This is a genomic window from Actinorhabdospora filicis (assembly GCF_030269765.1).
GTDB classification, from domain to species: Bacteria; Actinomycetota; Actinomycetes; order Mycobacteriales; family Micromonosporaceae; genus Actinorhabdospora; species Actinorhabdospora filicis.
Genome location: NZ_BSTX01000001.1, coordinates 1,286,954 through 1,308,837 on the forward strand (window position 1 = coordinate 1,286,954; position 21,884 = coordinate 1,308,837).

Annotated in this window: 15 protein-coding genes; 8 read left to right on the plus strand and 7 right to left on the minus strand. The window is 72.0% G+C overall.

The features are described from left to right. Positions 1–251 precede the first annotated feature (251 nt). A complete protein-coding gene (locus QSK10_RS05915) occupies positions 252–2,720 on the minus strand; it encodes an ATP-dependent Clp protease ATP-binding subunit (protein ID WP_285661571.1) in 2,469 nt (822 codons plus the stop codon). An 85-nt stretch (positions 2,721–2,805) separates the two neighbouring features. Continuing rightward, complete coding sequence (locus tag QSK10_RS05920; RefSeq protein WP_285661572.1) at positions 2,806–3,987, minus strand: cytochrome P450; 1,182 nt, start codon at positions 3,985–3,987, stop codon at positions 2,806–2,808. Between the two features lie 147 nt (positions 3,988–4,134). On the opposite strand from QSK10_RS05920, the gene QSK10_RS05925 reads away from it, so the two are divergent. After that, positions 4,135–7,050, plus strand: a complete 2,916-nt coding sequence (locus tag QSK10_RS05925; RefSeq protein ID WP_285661574.1) for an ATP-binding protein — start codon at positions 4,135–4,137, stop codon at positions 7,048–7,050. A 79-nt stretch (positions 7,051–7,129) separates the two neighbouring features. On the opposite strand, the gene QSK10_RS05930 is transcribed toward QSK10_RS05925, so the two are convergent. Both QSK10_RS05930 and QSK10_RS05935 read right to left on the minus strand, forming a co-directional pair. Next, on the minus strand, positions 7,130–7,372 hold the full coding sequence (locus QSK10_RS05930) for a hypothetical protein (RefSeq protein ID WP_285661575.1): 243 nt from the start codon (positions 7,370–7,372) through the stop codon (positions 7,130–7,132). 18 nt (positions 7,373–7,390) lie between these two features. Then, positions 7,391–7,867, minus strand: a complete 477-nt coding sequence (locus QSK10_RS05935) for a hypothetical protein (RefSeq protein WP_285661576.1) — start codon at positions 7,865–7,867, stop codon at positions 7,391–7,393. Between the two features lie 106 nt (positions 7,868–7,973). Between QSK10_RS05935 and glnII the strand changes: the two genes are divergently transcribed. Next, positions 7,974–8,987, plus strand: coding sequence for a glutamine synthetase (gene glnII / locus QSK10_RS05940; RefSeq protein WP_285661577.1), 1,014 nt, complete (start codon positions 7,974–7,976; stop codon positions 8,985–8,987). Between the two features lie 78 nt (positions 8,988–9,065). Here glnII and QSK10_RS05945 read toward each other — a convergent pair whose 3' ends face one another. The 3 genes from QSK10_RS05945 to eno form a co-directional block, all read right to left on the minus strand. Then, positions 9,066–9,743, minus strand: coding sequence for a uracil-DNA glycosylase (locus tag QSK10_RS05945; protein WP_285661579.1), 678 nt, complete (start codon positions 9,741–9,743; stop codon positions 9,066–9,068). A gap of 43 nt (positions 9,744–9,786) precedes the next feature. Beyond that, positions 9,787–11,010 (minus strand): threonine ammonia-lyase, encoded by a 1,224-nt coding sequence (gene ilvA / locus QSK10_RS05950; protein ID WP_285661580.1) that lies wholly within the window; start codon positions 11,008–11,010, stop codon positions 9,787–9,789. Positions 11,011–11,203: 193 nt separating this feature from the next. Then, positions 11,204–12,484: a phosphopyruvate hydratase gene (gene eno / locus QSK10_RS05955; protein WP_285661581.1), complete on the minus strand. Its 1,281-nt coding sequence runs from the start codon at positions 12,482–12,484 to the stop codon at positions 11,204–11,206. Between the two features lie 157 nt (positions 12,485–12,641). Here eno and QSK10_RS05960 point away from each other — a divergent pair, with 157 nt between their 5' ends. The 6 genes from QSK10_RS05960 to metG all read left to right on the plus strand — a co-directional run bounded on the left by QSK10_RS05960 (position 12,642) and on the right by metG (position 21,369). Further along, positions 12,642–13,337, plus strand: a complete 696-nt coding sequence (locus QSK10_RS05960; protein WP_285661582.1) for a hypothetical protein — start codon at positions 12,642–12,644, stop codon at positions 13,335–13,337. Positions 13,338–13,351: 14 nt separating this feature from the next. Further along, positions 13,352–13,978, plus strand: coding sequence for a DsbA family protein (locus QSK10_RS05965; protein ID WP_285661583.1), 627 nt, complete (start codon positions 13,352–13,354; stop codon positions 13,976–13,978). Positions 13,979–14,062: 84 nt separating this feature from the next. Further along, a complete protein-coding gene (locus QSK10_RS05970; protein WP_285661584.1) occupies positions 14,063–17,713 on the plus strand; it encodes a S8 family peptidase in 3,651 nt (1,216 codons plus the stop codon). Between the two features lie 139 nt (positions 17,714–17,852). Further along, entirely contained in the window at positions 17,853–19,085 is a 1,233-nt protein-coding gene (locus tag QSK10_RS05975) for a hypothetical protein (protein ID WP_285661585.1), read from the plus strand. Then, positions 19,082–19,675: a hypothetical protein gene (locus QSK10_RS05980; RefSeq protein ID WP_285661586.1), complete on the plus strand. Its 594-nt coding sequence runs from the start codon at positions 19,082–19,084 to the stop codon at positions 19,673–19,675. The genes QSK10_RS05975 and QSK10_RS05980 overlap by 4 nt, the downstream gene beginning before the upstream one ends. 158 nt (positions 19,676–19,833) lie before the next feature. After that, positions 19,834–21,369 carry a methionine--tRNA ligase gene (metG, locus tag QSK10_RS05985; RefSeq protein WP_285661587.1) on the plus strand — a complete coding sequence of 512 codons (1,536 nt, stop codon included), beginning with the start codon at positions 19,834–19,836 and terminating at the stop codon, positions 21,367–21,369. Positions 21,370–21,884 lie beyond the last annotated feature (515 nt).

A 21,884-nucleotide genomic window follows, 5' to 3' on the forward strand; every position in this document is an offset into this window, starting at 1 on the left:
GCCGGACCCAGTGGATCCGGCCTTTCGTAGAGCATTAGCGAAGCGGGGCTTGTCGGCTTACGCGTCCCTTCGGCATCGCGCCGATGAGACTCGCTCGATCTTGCCCGTCGGCAGGTCCCGCTCCGATTTCATTGTCGCACCCCAGGGGCCCGATGAACCCCGATTGGCGAGCTTTTTTCAGATTGACCGGGTTCTTCCGCCGATCACCGGGGCGCGTGGTGCGGGAGTGCCCCGGTGCGGCGCGAGGGCCCTCAGACCGAGGCCGTCTCGGCGTCCACGGCCTCCTTCGTCGCCTTCTTCTCCACCGTCAGCGTCAGGTCCCCGTCGGCGACCTTCGCCACGATCGTGTCGCCCTCCCCCGCCTCTCCCGACAGCAGCAGCTGCGACAACCGCCCCTCCAGCTCCTTCTGGATGGTCCGCCGCAGCGGCCGCGCCCCGAACTCCGGCTGGTGCCCCTTGTCGGCCAGCCAGTCCACCGCCGCCACGTCCAGCTGGAGGTCGATGTCCTGCGCCTTGAGCCGCCGGCGGGTCTTGTCGGCGAACAGCTCGGTGATCTGCCGCAGCTGCGTCTTGTCGAGCCCGGTGAACACGATGATCTCGTCGATGCGGTTGAGGAACTCCGGCCGGAACCGCTGGCCGAGGGCGTCCATGAGCTCGTCGCGCAGCGAGTCCACCGACTGGCCCGCGGCCTGCGCGTCGAGGATGCGCTGGGCGCCGACGTTGCTGGTCATGATCACGATCGTGTTGCTGAAATCGACCGTGCGGCCCTGGTTGTCGGTCAGCCGCCCGTCGTCGAGCAGCTGGAGCAGCGTGTTGAACACGTCCGGGTGGGCCTTCTCCACCTCGTCGAACAGCAGGACGGCGTACGGCCGCCGCCGGACCGCCTCGGTCAGCTGCCCGGCCTCTTCGTAGCCGACGTACCCGGGCGGGGCGCCGATGAGCCGGGACACGGTGTGCTTCTCCTGGAACTCGCTCATGTCGAAACGGATCATCGCGCCCTCGTCGCCGAACAGCGCCTCGGCCAGGGCCCGCGCCAGCTCGGTCTTGCCGACGCCGGTGGGCCCGAGGAACATGAAGGACCCGTCGGGACGCTTCGGGTCCGACAGGCCCGCCCGCGCCCGGCGCACCGCCTCGGCGATGGCCACCACCGCCTCGTCCTGCCCGACGACGCGCTCGTGGAGGTGGTCCTCCAGCCGCATCAGGCGCTCCTTCTCCGCCTGGTTCAGCTGCGAGACCGGGATGCCGGTGCGGCGGGCGACGACCTCGGCGATGTCGTCCACGCCCACCTCGGGCACCGGACCGGCGGACTTGCGCTCGGCGGCCAGGTCCTTCTCGGCGGCCGAGATGTCCTCCTTGAGGGCCGAGGCGCGCTCGTACTCCTCGGCGGCCACCGCCGAGTCCTTCTCGCGCCGCAGGTCCTCGACCTTCTTCTCCAGCACGCGCGTGTCCGGCGCCGGGGTCCGCGAGCGCAACCGGACGCGCGCGCCCGCCTGGTCCACCAGGTCGATGGCCTTGTCCGGCAGGAACCGGTTGGTGATGTAGCGCGCCGACAGCGACGCCGCCGCCGCGAGCGCCTCGTCGGTGAAGCGGACCTGGTGGTGGGCCTCGTAGCGGTCGCGCAGGCCGTGCAGGATCAGCACGGTGTCGTCGACGGTCGGCTCCGGCACCAGGATCGGCTGGAAGCGCCGCTCCAGCGCCGGGTCCTTCTCGATGTGCTTGCGGTACTCGTCGAGGGTGGTGGCGCCGACGACGTGCAGCTCACCGCGCGCCAGCGCGGGCTTGAGCATGTTCCCGGCGTCCATCGAGCCCTCGCCGCCGCCACCGGCCCCGACGAGGGTGTGCAGCTCGTCGAGGAACAGCACCAGGCCGCCCTCGGCGTCCTTGACCTCGTCGATGACCTTCTTCAAGCGCTCCTCGAACTCGCCCCGGTACTTCGAGCCGGCCACCATGCCCGCCAGGTCCAGCACCACCACGCGCCGCCCGGCGAGGGTGTCGGGGACGTCGCCGTTGACGATGCGCTGGGCGATGCCCTCCACGATCGCGGTCTTGCCGACGCCCGGTTCGCCGATCAGCACCGGGTTGTTCTTCGTGCGGCGCGACAGGACCTCGATGGTGTCGGTGATCTCCTCCTCGCGGCCCACGACCGGGTCGATCTTCCCCGCGCGGGCCTCCTCGGTCAGGTCGCGGCCGTACTGGTCGAGGGTGGGCGTGCTGGACTCCTTCGCCGGGCCCGACGGGAGCGCGTTGTCGCCCTCCACCATCGCCCGCAGCGCCCGCCCGGCGGCCGTCTCGGGGTTGGCGGCCAGGCCCAGCAGGATGTGCTCGGGGCCGATGTAGCTGGCCCCGGCCATGCGCGACTGCGTATGCGCGTCCTGGATGGCGCGTTTGGCCGCCGGGGTCAGCGCGGGCGTGCCGTCGCGCTCGTCGCCCTTCTCCACCACGGCCTTCATGGCCTCGCCCATCGCGTCGGGGTCGGCGCCCGACTGCTCCAGCATCGTGCGGGTCGGCTCGTTCTCGGTGGCCGCCCACAGCAGGTGCTCGGTGTCGACGTCGGGACTGCCCCACTCCTGGGCGGCCTCCACCGCCGCGGTGAGCAGCCGCCGCGCCTGCGTGCTCAGCAGGCGCCCCAGATCGGCGCGCTGCACGGGCCGCGCCGCGAACGGGTCACCGCCGAAGAACCGGTTGACAATGTCGTCGAAGGACCCGAACGGGCTGGTCATCGCGTTCTCCCCCTGTGGCCGCGGACCGGACGCCCTCAGTGTGCCCAGACCGCCGGGGCGATTTGCGGGGATTGGCGACAAAAACTCACCACTCGACGGGCAGCTTTTCCACGCCGTAGACGATGGACAGCTCACGGAAGCGCAGGTCCTCGAAGGGGACGCCCATGCGCAGCCCCGGGAAGCGCCGCAGCAGCGCCGGGTAGGCGATCCGCAGCTCCATCCGGGCCAGCTCGGCGCCCACGCAGCGGTGGATGCCGTAACCGAAGGCCATGTGCGAGGACGAGGTCGAGCGCTCCGGCGCCACCGCCTCCAGGCCCGCGCCGATCGCGTCGTCCCGGTTGGCCGAGGACAGCGAGCACAGGACCATGTCGCCCTTGGCGATGTCCTGCCCGCCGACGGTCAGGTCCTCGCGCGCGAAGCGCGGGAACGCCACCTGCACCACGGTCATGTACCGCAGCAGCTCCTCGACCAGGTCGTGCGCGTCGGCGTCGTCGCCGACCATGGTCTTGGCGTGGTCGGGGTTGGTCAGCAGGTGCAGGCTGCCCAGGGCCAGCATCGAGGTCGACGTGTCGTGCCCGCCGGTCAGGACGCCGTCGGCGATGCCCGCCAGCTCACGGTCGTCCAGGTCCTCGCCGTGCTCGCGCAGCAGCGCGCCCAGCAGGCCGTCGCCGGGGTCGCGGCGCTCGCGGGCGACGAGGTCCTCCAGGTAGTCCAGGGACTGGCTCATCGCGCCGATGGACGCCAGGATGTCGCCGGACAGGTCGAAGCGGTCCTCGGCGTGCCGCAGGAATTCCACCCGGTCCTCGTAGCGCACGCCCAGCAGCTCGCACACCACCAGCGCCGGGATCGGCAGCGCGAAGGTCTCCACCAGGTCCACGCCCGGGCCGCGCCGCTCCATCTCGTCGAGGGCCTCGGTCACGATCGCCTCGATGCGCGGGACCAGCCGCTTCAGCCGCCGCATGGTGAACTCCGGCGTGAGCAGCTTGCGCAGGCGCGTGTGGTCCGGCGGATCGGCGAAGCCCAGGCCGCCCGGGTTCATCTCGACCGAGATGCCCGCCTCCTCCAGCGCGGTGATGTTGGAGAAGTCGTTGCTGAAGCGCTCGGTGTCGCCCAGCACCGCCTTGACGTCCTCGTAGCGGGTCACCAGCCAGATGGGCGGGCCGATCGGCACCTCCAGCCGGGTGACCGGCCGCCGCCGCCGAAGGTCACCGATGGCCGCCACGGGGTCGAAGCCCTGGCGCTGGAAGGGGATGGTGGCCTCGGTCATCGGTGGTTCCTTGTCAGTGAGAGGTGGGCTCCCGGGACAGTCGCCCCAGCGCCCTCCACGGTTCCCGCAAGAGACGCGCACAACCTAACTCCGCGCCCGCCCCCACGGCAATCACCGACGTTGCCACATGTCGCGCGAGGTGTTTGCATGGGGCGCGTGATCAACGACACCGTGCCGGCCATCCGTCTCCTGGGACCGGTGACCGTGGCGGGCGCGGGCGCCGGACCGCCCCGCCAGGCCTGCGTACTGGCCGTCCTCGCGCTCAACCCGGGCCGCCCGGTGACGATGGACGCCCTCACCGAACGCGCGTGGGGGGACGCGCCGGCCTCCCGCTCGGCGCTGTACACGATCACCGCGCGCCTGCGGCGGCTCCTCGACCCGCACGGGCTGCGGCTGGCGCAGCGCGGCGGCGCCTACGTCCTGGAGATCGAGCCCGGCGACGTCGACGTGCACCGCATGCGCGCCCTCGCCGAACGCGGGGACGCCGCCAGCCTGCGCGCGGCGGCGGCGCTGTGGCGCGGCGAGCCGCTCACCGGCGTGCGCGGCGACTGGGCCGAGCGCACGCGGGCCGCGCTGGCCGCCGAGCGGCTGGGCGTCCTGGTCCGCGGCTTCGACGCCGCCCTGGCCGCCGGTGAGCACGAGACGCTGCTGCCGGAGCTGTCGGAGCTGGTCGCCGGGCACCCCCTCGACGAGCCGCTGACGGCGCGCTACCTGCTGGCCCTGCACCGGGCCGGGCGCACCGCCGACGCGCTGGCGGCGTTCCGGGCCGCGCGCGACGGCATCGCCGGGGCCCTCGGCATCGAACCGGGCCGCGAGCTGACCGAGGTGCACCGGGGCATCCTGCGCGACGACCCCGCGCTGCGGCTGGCCGAACCGGCCGCGGCCCGCCCGCTGCCCCGCGAGCTGCCGCCGGAGCTGCCCGGCTTCATCGGGCGCGGCGAGGCGCTGGCCGCGCTGGACGCGTCCGGCCCGATCGCGGCGGTCACCGGGACCGGCGGCATCGGCAAGACCGCGCTGGCGCTGCGGTGGGCGCACTCGGCGGCCGACGCCTACCCCGACGGGCAGCTCTACGCCGACCTGCACGGCTTCGCCGCGCATCCCCCGGCCGACCCCGGGCACGTCCTCGGCGGATTCCTGCGCGCCCTGGGCGTGACACCCGACGAGATACCCCGCGACACCGCCGAACGGTCGGCGTTCTACCGCTCGATGACCGCCGGGCGCAGGCTCCTGATCCTCCTGGACAACGCCTCGGGACCGGCGCAGGTCCGGCCGCTGCTGCCCGGCTCGGCCACCGCGAAGGTCCTGCTCACCAGCCGCGACGACATGCTCGGGCTGGTCGTCAGCCACGACGCCGACGTGCTGAGCCTGGGCGTGCTGTCACCCGACGAGGCCGCGCGGCTGGTGCGGCGCCTGGCCGCCGGGGCCGACGAGTCCACCGTGCGGCACCTGGCCGAACGCTGCGGGCGGCTGCCGCTGGCGCTGCGGCTGGCCGCCAGCCGCCTCGGGCGCGGGCCCATGCCGCCCGGCGGCGGCATCGACGAGCTGACCGTGCCCGGCGACGTGACCCTCAGCGACACCTTCGCGCTGTCCTACGACGCGCTCGGGCCCGGCGCGCGGCGGCTGTTCCGGCTCATCGGCCTGCACCCCGCCGAACGGCCCGAACCGGCCTCACTCGCGGCGATGGCCGGGCTGAGCCTGGACGAGACGTCGGCGCTGCTGGCGGAGCTGACCACCGCGAGCCTCACCCAGTCCGCCGACGGGCTGATCGCCGTCCACGACCTGCTGCGCGAGTACGCCGCCGGGCTCGCCGGCGACGAACCGGGCCTGCCGGAGGCGCGCGAGCGGCTCTACGACTGGTACCTGCGCGCCGCGCTGGAGGCGCGCCGGGCCCTGTTCGGGGCACCGCCGTGGTTCCCCGTGCCGGAACCGGCCGCGCCCGTCCCCGACTTCGCCGACGGCGCGGTGGCGCAGGAGTGGCTGGACGCGCGGTCCGAGACGATCCTGGCCGTCCTCGACGACGCCGGGGAACACGAGGCGGGCGGGACGCGCGCGGCCCGGCTCGCGCTGACCATGTGGCGGTACCTGAACCTGCGCTGGCGGCAGGCCGACCTCGTGCGCGCCAGCCTCATCGGCCTGGCCGCCGCCCGCCGCTCGGGCGAGCCCGCGCTGGCGGTGTCGCTCTCCCTCCAGCTGGGCCGGGCGCACTCGATGGGCGAGCAGATGGGCACGGCGGTGGAGCTCTACCGGGACGCCCTGGCCGCCGCCCGCGCCCTCGGCGACCCGCGCGTGACCGCCGAGGCCCTCACGCACGTGGCGATGGTCCACGAGAGCGTCGGCGAGCACGACGAGGCCGCCGGGCTGCTGCGGGAGGCGGTGGCGATGTCGGAGGCGGCGGGCTGGGAGTTCGGGATCGCGCTGGCCGACTCGCGGCTGGCGGCCATCGCCCGCGACCACTGGCGCTGGGACGAGGCCGAGGAGGCCGGGACGCGGGCGCTGGAGCGCTACGAGCGCACCGGGCGGGTGCGGGAGGCGGCGATAATGCGCATCGACCTGGCGCGCGGCGACATCGGGCGGGGTGATCCGGAGCGGGCGCTGAAGCGGCTGGTGCGGGCCCGCGCGGCGGCCGACGCGCTCGGCGAGCGGCAGGGCCGGGCGCAGTCGCGGCTGTACACGGGGGCGGCGCTGAACCTGGCGGGGCGCCCGGTGGAGGCCCTGGTGGAGTTGCGCGAGGCGCTGGCGCTGGCCGATGAGATGGGCGCGGGCATCGTCCGGTTGCAGGTGCTGCTGCACACCGTCCCGGCGCTGCTGGCCGCCGGCGACCTGCCGACGGCGATGGAGGTGGCGCTGGAGGCGCGGGTGCTGTCGGAGCGAGTCGGGTACCGGCGGTACACCGCGACGGCGCACCGGCGGGTCGCCGAGGTGCATCTGGCGCTCGGGGAGGAGTACGCGGCGCGCGAGTGGCTCAGCGCGGCACTGGCCGGGTTCCGGCACGCGAGGTCCGCCGAGGCGGCCGAAGTGGAGGCCGTCCTCGGCGGTCTCACGCCTCGGGTGGATCCCCCGTAGACCCACCCGGCAGGTGCCCCGGGCGCCCTGAGCGCCCGGTCGGCACATCCTGCCGGAGGGTCCTTGCAGAAAGCTTGCGCTACTTCTCGTCCTCGGCGTGGGCGCCGTTGGCGCGCTCCGGCTCGACGGCCTTCGCCTGGAACTCGCCGGTCTTGGGCGGGAAACTCTCCGGCAGGCGCTTGAGCCGCTTGTTCATGTTGCGGATCAGGAAGATCGTGCCCGCCACGAGCAGCAGGATAATGACCAGGCCGGTGGGCCCGGCGAGGGCGGGCGCCCTGGTGTCGCCGAAGTTGTTGTCCGCGAGCAGCTCGATGAGGTTCACGCCGTCCACGGTACGCGGCTACTCACCGGCGAGCTCTCCGGGCGGGGGCGGGGGCGCCCAGATCAGCGGCCAGTCCTCCTCGGGGTCCTGGCGGGCCATGGCCTCCTCGAAGGTGGAGCCGTGGGGTGCGTGGAACACGACGATGCCGCCCTCGGCGGCCTCGGCGTACAGCGCGGGATCGGCCTCGCCGGTGGCGGTCGCGACGCGGAGGTAGCCGCCGGGCGAGGGCGGGTAGCCGGCGGGGTCGGCGTCCTGTTCGCGGACGTAGTGCTCGGCGATGTGGACCTCGGCGGTGAGGGACGTGCCGTCGAGGCGGGTGGCGATCCAGCCGTCGGTGCGCACGATGTAGAACGCGCCGTCGCCTTCATGACCCCAGTCGCCCATCCCGGCGGCGAGGGCCTCGCCGGGTGAGTTGCCGGGGTCGATCGTCACGACCAGGACGGCTTCGCCCGGGTCGTCCGGGTTGACGCCTCGCCGTACCCATGCGCCGGCCACGGCCACCTCCGTTACACGCTGTTCACAAACGGGCAACGGCCGGGAAAAGGGCCGCCGACAGACTCTGCCCCATAGTCCACGCCGCGTCAAAGGGTTGCTGACAGACATGAGCTACAAGGCCGAGTACATCTGGATCGACGGGACCGAGCCGACCGCCAAGCTGCGGTCGAAGACGCGGATCCTCCACGACGGCGCGGAGCTGCCGCTGTGGGGCTTCGACGGGTCCAGCACCAACCAGGCCGGTGGCGCGTCCTCCGACTGTGTGCTGCGGCCGGTCTTCACGTGCCCGGACCCGATCCGCGGCGGGAACGACGTCCTCGTCCTGTGCGAGGTCCTGAACACCGACATGACCCCGCACCGCACCAACACCCGCGCCCTGCTGACCGGCCCCGCCGAGCAGTACGCCGACCAGGAGTCGATCTTCGGCATCGAGCAGGAGTACACCTTCTTCGCCGGTTCGCGTCCGCTCGGTTTCCCCGAGGGCGGTTTCCCCGCCCCGCAGGGCGGCTACTACTGCGGTGTCGGCGCCGATGAGATCTTCGGGCGCGAGATCGTCGAGAAGCACCTGGACAACTGCCTGAAGGCGGGCCTGGAGCTGTCCGGCATCAACGCCGAGGTCATGCCCGGCCAGTGGGAGTTCCAGGTCGGCCCGCTCGGCGCCGTCGAGGTCTCCGACCAGCTGTGGGTCGCGCGCTGGCTGCTGTACCGCACCGCCGAGGAGTTCAATGTGTCGGCGACCCTGGACCCGAAGCCGGTCAAGGGCGACTGGAACGGCGCGGGCGCGCACACCAACTTCTCGACGAAGGCGATGCGCGAGGGCTACGACGCGATCATCACCGCCTGCGAGTCGCTGGGCGAGCGCGTCCTGGAGCACGTGAAGAACTACGGTTTCGGCGTCGAGGGGCGGCTGACCGGGCTGCACGAGACGGCCCCCTGGGACCGGTACTCCTACGGCGTGTCGGACCGTGGGGCCTCGGTGCGCATCCCGTGGCAGGTCGCCGCGGAGCGGAAGGGCTACATCGAGGACCGCCGTCCCAACGCCAACTGCGACCCGTACGTGGTGACGCGCCTGATGGTGGAGACGTGCTGCGCGGCGCTGGAGAAGGCCGGGCAGGTCTGAGCGACCCGCGGTCCCGCCGCGGGGACCGACGGGTGACGTGTGAAGGGGGCGGTCCCGAGCCGCCCCCTTTCGCGTGCGTTAGGGCAGTTCCCAGTTGATGGGCTGCGCGCCCTGCTCGACGAGGTAGGCGTTGGTCTGGCTGAACGGCTTGGAGCCGAAGAACCCGGTGCGCGCCGACATGGGGCTCGGGTGGACCGACTCCACGCACGGCACGTCGCCGAGCAGGGGCCGCAGCGCGCGGGCGTGGCTGCCCCAGAGGATCGCGACGAGTGGGCCGCCGCGCTCGGCGAGGGCCTTGATGGCGCACTCGGTGATGGGCTCCCAGCCCTTGCCCTTGTGCCCGGCGGGCTGGCGGGGGACGGTGGTGAGAGCGCGGTTGAGGAGCAGGACGCCCTGCTCGGCCCACGGCGTGAGGTCCCCGTTACTCGGCTTGGGGACGCCCATGTCGTCCATCAGCTCGGTGTAGATGTTACGGAGGCTCGCGGGGATCGGCTTGGTCTCCGGGGAGACCGAGAAGCTCAGGCCGACGGCGTGCCCGGGCGTCGGGTACGGGTCCTGCCCGACCAGGAGCACCCGCACGTCGTCGAAGGGCTGCTTGAACGCCCGCAGGACGTTCTCACCCGCCGGGAGGTAGGTGCGTCCTTCGGCGACCTCGGTGCGCAGGAAGGCGCCCATCGCGGCGATGTTGTCGGCGACGGGCTCCAGGGCCTTGGCCCAGCCCGGGTCCACGAGTTCCTCAAGGGGACGTGCTGTCATGTTTGCACCTTAAATCGGGCCTGTGACACCGCATGCGTGGCCCTTACCCTTGCGGGCGAACGAAGTCCAGCTGATACCCGGCCGACTCCAGCTCGGTGGTGAGCCGCGCGGAGTGCTCGTCGCCGCGCGTCTCCACCGACAGCTCCACGGCGACCTCGCCCAGGTGGAGGCCGGGATTGTGGCGCTGGTGCATGACGTCCAGGACGTTGCCGCCGGCGCGGGCGATGAGCCCGAGGATGGCCGCCAGGACGCCGGGACGGTCGGTGCAGCGGACGGTGAAGCGCAGGAACCGGCCCGCCGCGGTGAGGCCGTGTTCGATGACGCGCAGCATCAGCAGCGGGTCGATGTTGCCGCCGGACAGGATCACGCAGACCGGTCCCTCGAAGCGCTCCGGGTCGGCCAGCAGCGTCGCGACCCCGACGGCCCCGGCGGGTTCGACGACGAGCTTGGAGCGCTCCAGCAGCCGCAGGAGGGCGTGCGAGATGTCCTCGTCGGAGACGGTGACGACCTCGTCCACCAGGTGCCGCACGTGTTCGAAGGTGACCTGGCCCGGCACCGAGACCTTGATCCCGTCGGCGATGGTGTGCACCGACGGCAGCCGCACGAGGCGGTTCTCGGCCAGCGAGGGCGGGAACGCCGCCGCGCCCTCGGCCTGCACGCCGATGACGCGCACGTCGGGCCGCAGGGCCTTGACCACGACGCCGATGCCGGAGACGAGCCCACCTCCACCGACGCCGGTGATGATCGTCTTGACGTCCGGGAGCTGCTCCAGGATCTCCAGGGCCACCGTGCCCTGCCCCGCGATGACGTCGGGGTGGTCGAACGGGTGGATGAACACCGCACCGGAGCGCTCGGCGAAGTCGCGGGCGGCGTCCAGCGCGTCGTCCACGGTCTGGCCGACCAGCTCCACCGTCGCGCCGTAGCCCTTGGTCGCGGCGACCTTCGGGATCGGCGCGCCCGAGGGCATGAACACCGTCGACTTCGCCCCCAGCAGCCCGGCGGCCAGCGCGACGCCCTGCGCGTGGTTGCCGGCCGAGGCCGCCACCACGCCCCGGGCCCGCTCGGCGTCGGTCAGCCGCGCGATGCGGACGTAGGCCCCGCGCACCTTGTAGGCGCCGGCGCGCTGGACGTTCTCGCACTTGTAGAAGATCCGCTCACCGGCGTGCGGAGGAAAACCCCGCGACGGTTCGAGCGGGGTGGGCCGGATGACGCCGGAGAGCAGCTCACGAGCGGCGAGCACGTCATCGAGGGTGACCAGCGGTGCCATGGGGTGATCATCTCCCGGGGTACCGGGCGGACGCCCGTCGGGGGCGCGCCCGCACGGCCCCGGAATGGCGGCGCATCGGACGCCGTGGGCGGGAACGGACACGAAAGAGCCCGGGCGGTGCCGCCCGGGCTCCCCACTGTGCTTATTTAGGAGCGTGCTTATTTAAGACCCTCTTACTTACCTACTGCTCTGCTTACTTCTTGAAGCGCGGGAACGCCGTCGCGCCGGCGTACCGGGCGGCGTCGTCGAGGTCCCGCTCGATCCACAGCAGGCGGTTGTACTTGGCGACGCGCTCGCTGCGGGCGGGCGCGCCGGTCTTGATCTGCCCGGAGCCCACGGCCACCGCCAGGTCGGCGATGGTGGTGTCCTCGGTCTCGCCGGAGCGGTGGCTCATCATCGTGGAGAACGCCGAGCGGTGCGCCAGCTCCACCGCGTCGAGGGTCTCGGTGAGCGAACCGATCTGGTTCACCTTCACCAGCATCGAGTTGGCGGCCTTCTCGTCGATGCCCCGGCGCAGGCGCTCGGGGTTGGTGACGAACAGGTCGTCGCCGACGATCTGGATCTTGTCGCCGAGCGCGGCGGTGAGCGCCGTCCAGCCCGCCCAGTCGTCCTCGGACAGCGGGTCCTCGATCGACACGATCGGGTAGTCGGCGACCAGCTGCTCGTAGTAGGCGGTCATCTCGGCGGCCGTCTTGGCCGCGCCCTCGAACTGGTAGGCGCCGTCGGAGTAGAACTCGGTGGCGGCCACGTCGAGCGCGACGGCGATGTCGGTGCCGAAGGTCAGCCCGGTCTTGCCCACCGCCTCGGCGATCAGGTCGATCGCGGACCGGTTGGTGGGCAGGTCCGGGGCGAAACCGCCCTCGTCGCCCAGGCCGGTCGACAGGCCCTTGGCCTTCAGCACCGACTTCAGCGCGTGGTAGACCTCGGCACCCCAGCGGACCGCCTCGGAGAAGGTCGACGCGCCGATCGGCGCGATCATGAACTCCTGGACGTCGACGTTGCTGTCGGCGTGCGCGCCACCGTTGAGGATGTTCATCATCGGCACCGGCAGCAGGTGCGCGTTCGGGCCGCCCAGGTAGCGGTACAGCGGCAGCCCGGCCGACTCGGCGGCCGCGCGGGCCACGGCCAGCGAGACGCCCAGGATCGCGTTGGCGCCCAGGACCGACTTGTTCGGCGTGCCGTCCAGGTCCAGCATCACCTGGTCGATGAGACGTTGCTCACTCGCCTCATAACCCAGGAGCTCCTCGACGATCTTCTCGTCGACGTTCTCCACCGCGTTCAGGACGCCCTTGCCGCCGTAGCGCTCGGCGTCGCCGTCCCGCAGCTCCACCGCTTCGAAAGCGCCGGTCGAAGCGCCCGAGGGCACCGCCGCGCTCGCCTGCGTACCGTCTTCGAGCAGGATCTCCACCTCGATGGTGGGGTTGCCACGGGAGTCGAGGATCTCCCGGGCGGAGATGTTGCTGATGCCCGCCACGTAGTGCTCCTTCTTCAGTGGGTGATCACCGGGACGACGCTGTCGCGCTCTGAGCCTAGTTCCAGCCGGTGAGGTGGGGTCGCGGGGCACGCCGTGGCCCCTGGCCGCCGCCGAGTAGGGTGTCCTGGCCGACAGTGGGCGATGGGGAGGTGGACCGGTGGCAGGCCGGAAGACGAAGAGCGGGCACGTCCCGCGCGCGATCGCGCTGGCCGCGCTCGCCGTCTCGGCGCTGGCCGCCTGCACTCCGGCCGACGGCGCCGAGGTCTACGACCAGGGCCGCGTGGTGGACGAGATGGCCAGCCACGTCGACGAGGGCACCGCCGACGCCTACACCGCCACCTACCAGCTCACCGGTGGCGTCACCGTGACCGTCGTGCACACCCCGACGCCCTACCGCGACGCCTACATCTTCCCCGACGGCCGGTACGTGAGCACGCCGGAGTTCCAGATGACCTGCGACGCGGCGACCTGCACGCTCACCGACCCGCTGCCCACGAACGCGCCGCTGGACACCGACGCGATCGCCGAGGCCGGCGGGCCGGGCTTCATCTCCGTCCAGGACGTCATGTCGCTGCTGACCAAGGCCGCGCTGGACAAGTCCGCCGAGCTCACCCCCGGCGACGACACCCTGGTCGCCGAGCACGCCAACTGCGCCTCGGTCGACGGGCTGACCGGCGGGGCGTCCACGAAGTTCCGCACCTGCGTGACCGACAGGGGCGTCCTGGGCCGCTTCACCGGCAGCTTCCACGACGCGCCGGTGGACCAGCTGCTGGTCGGCTACAGCCAGAACGCCGACGAGAACGTCTTCACGCCGCCGTCCGGCTGGAAGCTGGTCGATCAGCGCTCCAAGTGAGCGATGATGAGGCGATGGCGGGCCTCATCTATGTCTTCGACGCGTACTGCGGCTGGTGCTGGGGATTCTCGGCGACGATGACCTCGCTGGCCGACAGACACCCCGAGCTGCCCATCGACGTCATCTCCGGCGGCCTCATGACCGGGCCGCGGCGGCGTCCCCTGCGCGACTTCGGCTACATCGCCGACGCCAACGAGCGCGTCACCCGGCTCACCGGCGCGCGCTTCGGGAAGGGCTTCCGGAAGCTGTTCCACCAGGGCGACTTCGTGATGGACTCCGAGGCCGCCGCGCGGGCCGTGGCCGCCCTGCGCGCCGGTGCCGAGGGCGGGCGCATGGTCGCCATCACCGGCGCCTACCAGCGGCACTACTTCACCCACGGCAACGACCTGGGCGCCCCGGAGACGGTGCGGGCGGTGGCCGACGAGTTCGGGCTGGACGCCGAGGCGGTCCTGCGCGACTACGCGTCCCCCGGCTCGCTCCAGGCCGCCGAGGCCGACTTCCACCGCGCGCAGGTGCTCGGCGCGGAGGGCTTCCCGACGCTGCTGGCCACCCTTGACGGGCGGTACGGGGTCATCGCCAGGGGCGCGGCCACCCTCGAACAGGTCGAGGGGACGCTGCGGCAGAACGGCATCGCGGCCTAGCGCGGCCTGTCGGGTTCCCGCCCGGGCGAGAACCCGACACTCCACAAATGACCCCGGAAACATTCCGGCGCATATAAACACCGCATGCCCCCGAACAAACGCCGGATACTCCTGCCGGTCATCGCCGCCTCGGCGCTGGCGCTCGGGCTCGCGCCCGTGCCCGCCGCCGCGGGTGAGCCCCTCTCCCCCACGACCGTCCCCAGCCCGGCGGGCGTCACCGACGCCCGCGTCACCCTCATCACCGGTGACGTCGTCACCGTCCACGCCCTCGGTGATGGCACCTCCTCGCTGGCCGTGGAGCGTCCCGAGGGCGCCACCGGCGCCGTCTACACCCAGACCTACGGCGGCTCCACCTACGTCATCCCGGCCGAGGCGCAGCCGCTGATCGCGGCGGCCACCGTCGACCGCGACCTGTTCAACATCGACCGGCTCATCGAGTACGGCTACACCGACGGCGACATCCCCGTCATCGTGCAGTACGGGAGCGCGCCGCGCACGCTGTCCGCCCTCGCCGGTACCGAAGGCGGGCGCGCGCTGCCCAGCATCAACGCCGTGGCAACCACCGTCGACGGCGACGCGCCCGGCGCCCTGTGGGACGCCATCGCCGCCCCCAAGGCGCGCGGCCTCGCCCCCACCCGCGTCCACCTGGACGGGAAGGTCAAGGCCGATCTGACCGAGTCGGTCCCGCAGATCGGCGCGCCCGCCGCCTGGCGGGCCGGTTTCGACGGGACCGGCGTGACCGTCGCCGTCCTGGACACCGGCGTCGACGCCGCCCACCCGGACCTGAGCGGCCGCGTCGGCGCCACGAAGGACTTCACCGGGTCCCGGTACGGCGTCGAGGACCACAATGGGCACGGCACGCACGTGGCCTCCACGATCGCCGGGACCGGCGCCGGGGACGGCGCGCACAAGGGCGTCGCGCCCGGTGCGTCGGTGATCGTCGGGAAGGTCCTCGGCGACGACGGCTACGGCCAGGACTCCTGGATCATCGGCGCGATGGAGTGGGCCGTGGCCCAGGGCGCCGACGTGGTCAACCTGAGCCTGGGCGGCCAGACCCCCGACGACGGCAACGACCCGATGTCGCTGGCGGTCAACCGCCTGTCGGCGGAGTCGGACACCCTCTTCGTCATCGCGGCGGGCAACGCCGGCTGCGTGGGCTGCATCAGCTCGCCCGGCTCGGCGGCCGGCGCCCTGACCGTCTCGGCGGTCGACAAGGCCGACCAGATCGCCTACTTCACCAGCCAGGGCCCGCTCTACGGCTCCTACGCCCTCAAGCCCGATCTGGCCGGTCCGGGCGTGGACATCGAGGCCGCGCGCTCCCAGTGGGCGCCCGGCAGCGGGCTCTACCAGTCGATGAGCGGCACCTCCATGGCCACCCCGCACGTGGTGGGCGCGGCGGCGATCCTCAAGCAGCGCCACCCCGGCTGGGACGGCGAGCGCGTCAAGGACGCCCTGGTGTCGACCTCGAAGCAGCTGGACTACACCCCCTACGAGATCGGCACCGGCCGCGTGGACGTCGCGGCGGCCATCGACGCCGAGGTGACCTCGTCGGGCTCGGTGGACTTCGGCTTCTTCGACTGGCCGCACGACGACGGCCCGGTGACCAGGGCGGTCACCTACACCAACGGCGGCACCGCCGAGGTGACGCTGTCGCTGGCCCTGGCCGCGAAGGACGAGACGGGCGCGGCGGTCCCGGCGGGCGCGCTGGCCCTGTCGGCGGAGTCGGTGACGGTCCCGGCGGGCGGTTCGGTCTCGGTGGACGTCACCGCCGCGCCCGCGCTGTTCCCGCTGGGCCACACCTACGGCGGCAAGTTGACCGCCTCGGCCAACGGTGTCGCGGTGGCGAGCACCTCGCTGGGCCTGGTGAAGGAGGAGGAGCGCTACGGCCTGACCGTGAAGGTCATCGGCCGGGACGGGAAGCCCGCGGCGGGCTACTTCGCGCTGCAGGGCGACACCATGTACGAGCCGGAGCCGGTGGCCGTCGACGGTGAGACGGAGCTGCGGCTGAAGCCGGGCACGTACGCGATCACGATGTTCCTGGAGCAGCCCGGCGCCGATGGCGGCGCGCGGGGTTCGCTGGCGCTGCTGATCGCGCCCGAGGTCAAGCCGGGCGCCGACGCCGTGGTCACCCTCGACGCGCGCACGGCGGTCAAGAGCGAGTCGCGGGCGCCGGAGCGCACCGTGGACCGGCAGCGGCACGTGTTCACCCACCGCAAGATCACCGAGGACTCGGTGCTGGACAACGGCGCGATCCTGCCGCTGTACGTCGAGGACGTCTACGTCACCCCCACCAAGCCGGTCACGGTCGGCGAGTTCGAGTTCTACGCGCGCTGGCGCAAGGGGATCTCGCCGCTGACGCTGAGCGTGCTGGGTTGCGGCAAGATCGATCCGCTGCCGCAGGCGGGGACACCGAGCCCGGACTTCGACGCGCTGCTGAAGGCGACGGTCTACGCCGGTGCCGGCGCGGCGAGCGACTACGCGGGTCTGCGCGCCAAGGGCGCGGTGGCGGTGGTAACCCGTTCCGATGAGGTCTCCCCGGAGGAGCGCGCGGCGGCGGCGAAAGCGGCCGGCGCGGTCCTGCTGATCGTGGTCAACGACGGTCCGGGCGTGCTCTCGGAGTACTACCCGGGCGCGGCTCTGCCGGTGGCCTCGCTGAAGGCGGATCAGGGTCGCGGGCTGGTCGGGCTGGCGAAGTGGGGTGTGCCGGTGACGGTGGCGTCCACGGTCTACAGCCCGGTCACCTACGACCTGCTGGACGTGCACCCGGGCGCGGTCCCGGCGAACCTGACCTTCGTTCCCGCGCGGCGGGACCTGGCGCGGGTCGACGCGAAGTACCACGGCAAGACCCCGGGCGAGGGCGGCGAGTTCCGCTTCGACCTGCGTCCGTGGTCGGATCACGCGATCGGTTTCCTGGAGCGCCTGAGCGTTCCGGCCGAGCGCACCGAGTGGGTCTCGGCGCCCGAGGGCAGCCGGTTCCACGAGGACGTGTACTCCCCCGGGATGGACTGGGAGTCGCGCGGCGGGCTGGACGTCTACCGTCCCGGTTCGCGGCAGGTGAAGGACTGGTTCGCGCCGATCGTGCGCCCGCGGCTGGGCCTGGGCGCCTGGCAGCCGGTGCGCTACCCGGGCACCTGGACCACGATCAACATCACGCCGTGGACCGACTCGGGCGCCGGGCACGCCGGTTTCCTGGGCGAGGAGACCCTGGACACGCGCCTCTACCAGGGCGAGACGCTGCTGAAGAAGGGCTCCTCGCAGGCGCTGTACCTGGATCTGCCGGAGGAGCGGAAGGACTACCGGCTGGTCATGGACGCCTCGCGTCCCGAGGCCTGGGAGTACTCCACGCGCACGCACACCGAGTGGTCGTTCTCCTCGGCGGCGCCCACCACCGACGGGCTGGAGGCGATCGCGCTGCTCCAGCTCGACTACGCCGTCGCCACCGATCTCGGCGGTGACGTCAAGGCCGGGTCGAAGGTGACCGTGGGCCTGTCGGCCTCGCACATGCCGGGCGTGGTCGGCGCCGGGAAGGTCACCGGCGCGACCTTCCAGTTCTCCTATGACGACGGGGTCACGTGGCAGCAGGCCACGCTGGTGTCCGACGGCAAGGGCGGCTGGAAGACCACGCTGAGCCTGCCGAAGGACGCCGCCAAGTACGTCTCGGTGCGGGCGACCGCCACCGATGACGCCGGCGGCGCCATCAGCCAGGAGGTCATCCGGGCGTTCGGGCTGAAGTAGCCCCGAACGGTTCACGAGGGCGGTCACCGTACGGTGGCCGCCCTCGTCGCGCGTGGAGTTCGTGCCCGCACGGTTGCCCGCGCGGGCAGGCCCTGAGCTGCCCTTTCCTACCTAAACTTGAGGTGGAGAGGTGATCCCCATGCGCCTTCGAGCCACCGCCCCCACCCATCGTCCGGCCGCGCGAGGCGGTCCCGAGGAGAGCTCACTGGACGCGGCCAGCGCGCTCCAGTCGCGCATCGGCAACCGCGCGTTCGGTGACCTCGTCGCGCGCAACCCCGTCCCCACGGTGCAGCGGTGGATCTTCATCGCCGGGACGCAGGTGGGCCGCCGCGACGCCCGGCTGGACGCCACGACGCGCCCGCTGGCGCGCGACCGGAAGGTCCGCGACTACGTCGACGACGCCGAGATGAACGCGCACGCCTCCGGCACCACCGACTACCTGGGACACCTGCCGGGCCCGACCAGCCGCAACACGTGGGTGCGCTTCTCCCCGACCGGTGTGAACTTGCTGGGCGAGAACCACACGCAGGTCACCCTCGAACAGGTCGCCCCGGCGGTGGGCAGCACGAACTTCACCTACGAGCCCTTCTCCCGCGACGTCGTGGGCGGCGCCACGGCCACCGCGATGGACACCGAGACCAGCGGGCGCATGACCCGCATGGGCGTGGGCGGCGGCAACCAGCGCGACCACGGCGGCGAGTCGGTGTTCCCGAAGCTCGCCTACAACATGGAGGCGCTGACCCCGTACTTCAGCGGCGCCAGCCCCGTCAGCGAGCTGCGCCGCCGCAACGGCTACTTCGGGCAGCCCGCGCAGCGCTACCTCAAGGTCACCTGGGCGCACGCGAAGGACGTGGCCCTGGAGGTGGCGATGCTCCAGGCGACCGCGCAGGCCGTCCCGCCCGCCAAGCAGGCCCTGGCCACGGTGGTCGCCAACCACCGGGCCGCGCTGGAGCCCTACATCACCGGCCTGGCCGTGGACGGCTGGCTCGGCGACACCCTCGACACCCGCCGCAACCGCGCGCTGCTCCCGGCGCTGCTGGACCTGGCGAACGCGTTCATGCCCGTCATGATCGCCCGCGCCGGTGCGGACCCGGGCCTGAGCAGCGCGCAGCAGACCGCCCTCGGCGGGATGCCCACCGGCACCCACGCCGAGCGCGGCGCGATGTTCTCCGCCTGGCGCAACATGCACTTCGAGCAGGCCCTCACCGACGCCGTCGCCAACGGCGTCCGCTACCAGGGCATGGGCATGGCGCACCTGGCGCACCTCCAGTCGCAGGGCCTGCCGGGCGGCACGCACCCGTTCGACATGACCGCCGCCGACATCCAGGGCTTCGAACGCGCCACCGCCCGGCTGCGGAGGATCGCGCGATGAGGAACGTCCGCCTCGACCTGCTCGTCACCCGCACCGCGCCACCCGCGCCGGCCCTGTCGACGCCGATGACGATCTGGTGGCTCGGCGAGCGCTACCGCGTCCGCGACGGGTACGGGCGCGGCTACGCCGAGATCGTCGGGGACGTGACCGAGCCGCGTGGTTTCGGGCTCGTCCCCCGCACGATCGGCGAGTTCATGGACGCCACCGCGTCCACGCCCCGCGGCGAGACCGACCTGTGGGGCGACCTGGCGTCCCCCGACGCGATGGTCCGCGAACCCTCGGGCCGCGAGTGGGAGGCCGACTCGGTGGACATCGCGCGCGTCGCCGGTCAGGTCTTCGCGCCCCGCTTCAGCACCGCCCCCACCGCCCGCGACTCGCGCCTGGGCCGCGACGCCTGGGAGTACCGCTCGTTCCTGGAGGGCCGCGACAACGGCGTCAAGTTCCGCAGCCTGGTGCGCACCCTCGTCGCCGACGGCTACGTGCTGATGCGCGAGGTCACCGACGCCCGCGGCGGCCCGATGAGCCGCCTGATGGAGGTCACCGAGCTGGACGAGGGTTCGGTCACCGAGGGCGACCTGCGTCCCTCGTGACGGCCAAGATTCCTTCGGGTTGTATCGTTGGCGCATGCGAACCGCCTTCACCCGAATGATGCGCCCCTGACCGGGGCTTGTTCGCTGCTGCACAAGGCCCCTTCACGGGGCCTTGGTCGTGTCCGGGCCCCGTTCACCTGAGTCGGAGGTCCCCCGCGATGAGCTTCTACGTCACCACCGCAATCCCGTACGTCAACTCCGCGCCCCACATCGGCTTCGCCCTGGAGATCGTGGAGGCCGACGCGCTCGCCAGGCACCACCGCCACCGCGGTAAGCCGGTGCGGTTCCTGACCGGAACCGATGACAACTCCCTGAAGAACGTCAAGGCCGCCCAGGCCGAGGGCATCACCACCGAAGAGCTCGTCGCCCGCAACGCCGCCCTCTTCGAGGGCCTGCGCGGCCCCCTCGCCCTCAGCTTCGACGACTTCATCAAGACCAGCTCCGACCCCCGCCACCTGCCGGGCGTGGAGAAGCTGTGGCGTGCCTGCGAGGCGTCCGGCGACCTGTACAAGAAGCACTACGAGGGCAAGTACTGCGTCGGTTGCGAGCAGTTCTACGCCGAAGCCGACCTCGTCGACGGCAAGTGCCCCGAACACGGCGTCGAACCGCAGGTCGTGAGTGAGGAGAACTGGTTCTTCCGGCTCTCCAAGTACGCCGACGACCTCAAGCGCGTCATCACCTCCGGCGAACTCACCATCGAACCCGAGTCCCGCAAGAATGAGGTGCTCTCCCTCATCGACAGCGGCCTCCAGGACTTCTCGGTGTCCCGCTCCGTGGCCCGCGCCCACGGCTGGGGCGTCCCCGTCCCCGGCGACCCCGGCCAGGTCATGTACGTCTGGTTCGACGCCCTCGGCAACTACATCACCGCCCCCGGCTACGGCGGCGGCGAAGACGATGAGCAGAACTTCGACACCTGGTGGACCAACGGCGAGACCCGCGCCCACGTCATCGGCAAGGGAATCATCCGCTTCCACGCCGTTTACTGGCCCGCCATGCTCATCTCCGCCGGCGTGAACCTCCCGACCCACATCTTCGTCCACGACTACATCACCGTCGACGGAAAGAAGATCGGAAAGTCCCTCGGCAACGTCATCGACCCCGTCGCCGTCACCGCCGAGTACGGCACAGACGCCCTCCGCTGGTGGCTCCTGCGCGAAGTCCCGAAGGTCGGCGACGCCGACTTCACCATCGACCGCCTCATCACCAGGGCCAACGAAGACCTCGCCAACGGCCTCGGCAACCTCGTCAACCGCACCGTCAGCATGGTCCACCGCTACCGCGGCGGAACGGTCAACACCCCCGACACCCTCGTCGACGAAGGCGACCGCACCTTCGCCCAAACCCTGCAAAACCTGCCGAAGGAAATCGACACGGCCCTCAACGCCTTCGACTTCCGAGCAGCCACCGGCGCCTTCGTCAAGGCAGTCGACGCCGCCAACAAATACGTCGACACCAACGCCCCCTGGGCACTCGCCAAAGGCGAGAAGGGCGGCTCCGCCGTCGACGGCGTCCGCCTCGACACCGTGCTCGCCCTCCTCGTGAAAGCCTGCCGCGTCTTCGGCGACGAACTCACCCCATTCGCCCCAGCCCTCGCCGAGAAGATCGTCGCCCAATGCGGCGAAGCGGAAAAGGTCGCCACCCCCGCCCCGGTATTCCCCCGCCTGGAAGCACCAACAGCGACCACCGAGGGGTAACAGCGCGCGAAGCAGCCGGCAGATCTCCGGGGGCGGGTGGTGGCCCGCCCCCGGTCACGGCGAAGAGGGCAAGGCAGGACGAGGCAGGGCCGAGCCGGGTGCGAGGCGCAGCACGACGCGAAGGAACTAACCCGGGCAAAGCGACTGGCGGGCAACGGGGTCAAAACCCGGGTGGGGAACCGGCTTGTTGTTTTAGAGCCCGCGAGGTGACTGGCTGGCAACGGGGTCAAAACCCGGGTGGGGTCGAGAGCCTGTTGTTTTAGAGCCGGGCTGAAGACAAGCCGGGGACGCACGACAACACCGCCCCGAGACCAGATCCGCGCGAGCTGTCTCGGGAAAGGTGAGGATCCTCCCTCGGTCGGCCGGATGGTTCTTCGAACGAGGGTTCTCGGGGTGTCAAGACAGCTCTTCCGTCTTGACACCCCGGGGTTCCTCGTTCACCGTCGCAAAGGCCGAGCGTGGGTGGAGCCTCCCGAGGGAGGTCCGGCGTCCAGGGGCCGCACCCCTGGTCGGGT